Origin of the sequence: Bacteroides sp. CAG:633 (assembly GCF_000435115.1) — a bacterium.
GTDB classification, from domain to species: Bacteria; Bacteroidota; Bacteroidia; order Bacteroidales; family Bacteroidaceae; genus Bacteroides; species Bacteroides ndongoniae.
This window is the reverse complement of record NZ_FR883119.1, coordinates 1-3,378: the sequence shown is the minus strand read 5'-3', so window position 1 is coordinate 3,378 and position 3,378 is coordinate 1. Positions and strand designations below refer to the sequence as shown.

Annotated in this window: 3 protein-coding genes; 1 reads left to right on the top strand and 2 read right to left on the bottom strand. The window is 56.0% G+C overall.

Going from position 1 to position 3,378, the window contains the following annotated elements:
• Together QVP67_RS12090 and QVP67_RS12085 are read right to left on the bottom strand one after the other, a co-directional pair.
• Positions 1 to 689: sodium:solute symporter family transporter (locus tag QVP67_RS12090; RefSeq protein WP_441293843.1), on the bottom strand; the 689-nt coding region annotated here is incomplete at its 3' end.
• 11 nt (positions 690 to 700) lie between these two features.
• The gene (locus QVP67_RS12085; protein ID WP_288180169.1) at positions 701 to 1,912 is read right to left on the bottom strand and encodes an exo-beta-N-acetylmuramidase NamZ family protein; all 1,212 of its coding nucleotides are present in this window, start codon (positions 1,910 to 1,912) and stop codon (positions 701 to 703) included.
• A 220-nt stretch (positions 1,913 to 2,132) separates the two neighbouring features.
• On the opposite strand from QVP67_RS12085, the gene QVP67_RS12080 reads away from it, so the two are divergent.
• The coding region (locus tag QVP67_RS12080) for an ATP-binding protein (RefSeq protein ID WP_288180168.1) at positions 2,133 to 3,378 on the top strand (1,246 nt) is incomplete at its 3' end.

The window sequence follows — 3,378 nt, the reverse complement described above, 5'->3', positions numbered from 1 at the left end:
TTGTTCGGGTCGTCGAAGAAGAAGATGCGCGACAGTTCGCTGGACATGACGGCTTCCGCAGCCCCATCCAACGTGAGCCCGAGCCCCGAAGCCATGTAGCCGATGCAGAGCACGACGGACACAATCAGGCAGAGCGTCTTCAGCGAGTCGGTCCAGATGAGCGACTTCACGCCTCCGCGCCAGGTGTAGAGCCACACCAATGCCACGGTCAGGGCGGCATTCAGCACGAAGGGCAGCCCGCAGGGACCAAAGACGAGCAACTGCAGGGTGATGCAGACCAGCATCAGACGCACGGCAGCTCCCAGCATCTTCGAGAGGAAGAAGAACCACGCCCCCGTACGGTAGGATGCCCGTCCGAAGCGGCTCTCCAGGTATTCATAGACCGAAACGAGATTCAGACGATAGAACAGCGGCGTGAGCACAAAGGCAATGATGAACTGCCCCGCAATGAAACCCAGCACCATCTGAAGGTAGCCGAAGCCGCTGTCCTTCACCATGCCGGGCACGGAGACGTAGGTGACGCCCGATATGCTGGCACCGATCATGGCAAACGCCACAACGTACCACGACGAACGGCGGTTTCCGGTGAAAAAGCCCGCATTGTCGGCTTTGCGTCCGGCTAAGTAGGAGACGGTGAAGAGGATGACAAAATAGGCGGCGAGGGTAAGCAGTACGGATAGGGGGGACATGTGTATGGTGTTTATTCGTTATACAATAGATAGGGTCGGCGTTGCTCCTTGAACCGTTCCACGTCGGGCATCCAGCGTGCTCTGATTTCCTCGGCACTGCGGCCTTCCTTGATCATCTGGCGCACGTAGGAGGTACCCATCAGCAGTTCGAAGAAGGAGGTGAAGAAGCGGTCGCCGATGTTCAGATTGCGATAGGCATCGATGACGTAGGTCAGGTTGAGGCCTTCGCGGCGGAGTTCTTCGTCGCTCTTTCCGCTCAGGTCTGCGCCGTGGCACCGTTTGCCCAGCAGGGGCGGATTCTTGGCGCCGGGCACGCTGCGCGGGGTGAAGCTGTAGGAATAGCCTTTCATATCGGGGTGACCGTATATCTGGAAGGGTTTGTCCGTTCCGCGACCCAGACTGACCACCGTCCCCTCGAACGGGCAGAGCGAGGGGTAGAGGTAAATGGCTTTCATGTTGGGCAGATTGGGCGAGGGCGGTACGGGCAGGTCGTAACGTGTCTGGTGGGTGTAGTTCAGGCAGGGTACTACGGTCAGGCGGCAGGTTCGCCCGGCGGGCAGCCAGCCTTCACCGTTCACCATGCGGGCCAGTTCGCCCAGTGTCATGCCGTGCACCACGGGAATGGGTAGCCAGCCTACACCACTTTTGTACTTCATGTCGAGCACGGGGCCGTCGACGTAGTGGCCGTTCGGATTGGGACGGTCCAGCACGATGACGGATTTGCCATATTCGGCACAGGCGTCCATCAGGCGGCACAGGGTGATGTAATAGGTATAGAAGCGCAACCCCACGTCCTGAATGTCGGCCAGCAGCACGTCGAACTTCTTCATCGAGGCTGCCGAGGGGCGCTTGTCCTTACCGTCGTAAAGGGAGAGGATGGGGACACCCGTGCGGCTGTCCACGCTGCTGCTTACCTTTTCGCCTGCGTCGGCATTGCCGCGGAAACCGTGTTCGGGCGAGAAGACGGCCACTACGCGGATGCTGTCCGCCAGCAGGCAGTCCAACAGATGCTGGTCGTCGCGCAGGCTGGTATGGTTGCCGAAGAGGGCGACACGTTTTCCCCGCAGCAGGAGGTAGTATTCGGAGGTTTGTTCGTTGCCGAGTATAATCCGTTCGCCTTGTGCCCGGACGGGCAGGCAGACTGTGAGCAGGAGCAGACAGCAGAGGGCGGTCAGGGTTTTTATACTTGCGGTTTGTCGGTGAGGTATGTTTTTCTGTTTCATTTTTTCAGTAAGACCTGGTTGTGCCCACAAAGATAATGTTATTTTTCAAGTTTTGTCTTTTGCGGCCTGCATCAATCTTCGTATAATTTGTTTATCTTTCTATTAACAAAGATAGGATGCGGTTCGGTAATATCCTGCCAAAAGCAAGCTTTTGTCTTGCTTCTGTGCTCACCTTTCGCTATCTTTGCCTCGAATGATAAACAATAGGAGGAACGCCGTTATGAAATACCCTATCGGAATACAGAGTTTTGACCGCATCATTGAAGGCGGATTTGTTTATGTGGACAAAACCGAACTGCTGTACAATTTGGTGCACGAAAGTAGCATTTACTTTCTGAGCCGTCCGCGCCGTTTCGGTAAGAGTCTGCTGCTATCGACATTAGAGAAGTATTTCGAGGGACGCAAGGAACTGTTTCGCGGACTGGCCATCGAACGGCTGGAAACGGAATGGGAAGCGTATCCGGTGTTCCACGTGGACTTCAACGGGGGAAATTTCTTCAATCCCGGCGAACTGGAGGCCATATTGCAGAGTTACGTGTCCCGATGGGAAAAGAAGTACGGCGTGCAGCCCGAAAGCGATGTGAGCGTGGGCAACCGTTTTGCCCGTGTGCTCGAAGCAGCCCACGAACAGACGGGGCGCCGCTGCGTGGTGCTGATTGACGAGTACGACAAGCCGATACTGGATGTGCTCGATGCCGACACTACGCTGGAGGACCGTCACCGTAATGTACTGAAAGGTTTCTACTCCGTATTCAAGGCGGCCGACAGCCACCTGCGGTTTGTGCTGCTGACGGGGGTAACCAAGTTTTCGCAGGTCAGTGTGTTCAGCGGTTTCAACCAACCGAAGGACATCAGTATGGATGCTCGTTACGAAGCCTTGTGCGGCATCACGCAGGAAGAAATCGACCAGTACTTCGGGCAGTCCATTGCCGATATGGCGATAGAATATCACTGTACCCCCGAGGACATGAAGCAGAGACTGAAACAACAATACGACGGCTATCACTTCAGCAAAGGCATGACGGACGTCTATAATCCTTTCAGCCTGCTCAATGCTTTGGATAGCCGCAGTCTGGACAACTACTGGTTCCGTTCGGGCACCCCCACGTACCTCATCCGCCTGCTGGCCCACTTCAACGAGAACCTGAACGAACTGACGGGCAAATACTACCGCCCCGAAGAGTTCATCGACTACAAGGCCGATGTGGAGCGCCCCCTGCCGATGATATACCAGAGCGGCTACCTGACCATCAAGGGCTATGACATGCGCCTGAACCGCTTCTTGCTCGACTTCCCCAACAACGAGGTGAAAGACGGTTTCCTGACCATGCTGGCTACTTCGTACCTGAAGCCCAAACAACGTGTCGAGGGCTGGACCGGCGATGTGGTACTGGCCATGGAAGACGGCGATACCGAACGCCTCCGCACTCTGTTCACATCTTTTCTGGCCAGCATTCCCTACACCA

Excerpts from the sequence above, each read along its gene's own strand:
- QVP67_RS12085 (WP_288180169.1), bottom strand. The coding sequence starts at position 1,912 with ATGAAACAGAAAAACATACCTCACCGACAAACCGCAAGTATAAAAACC.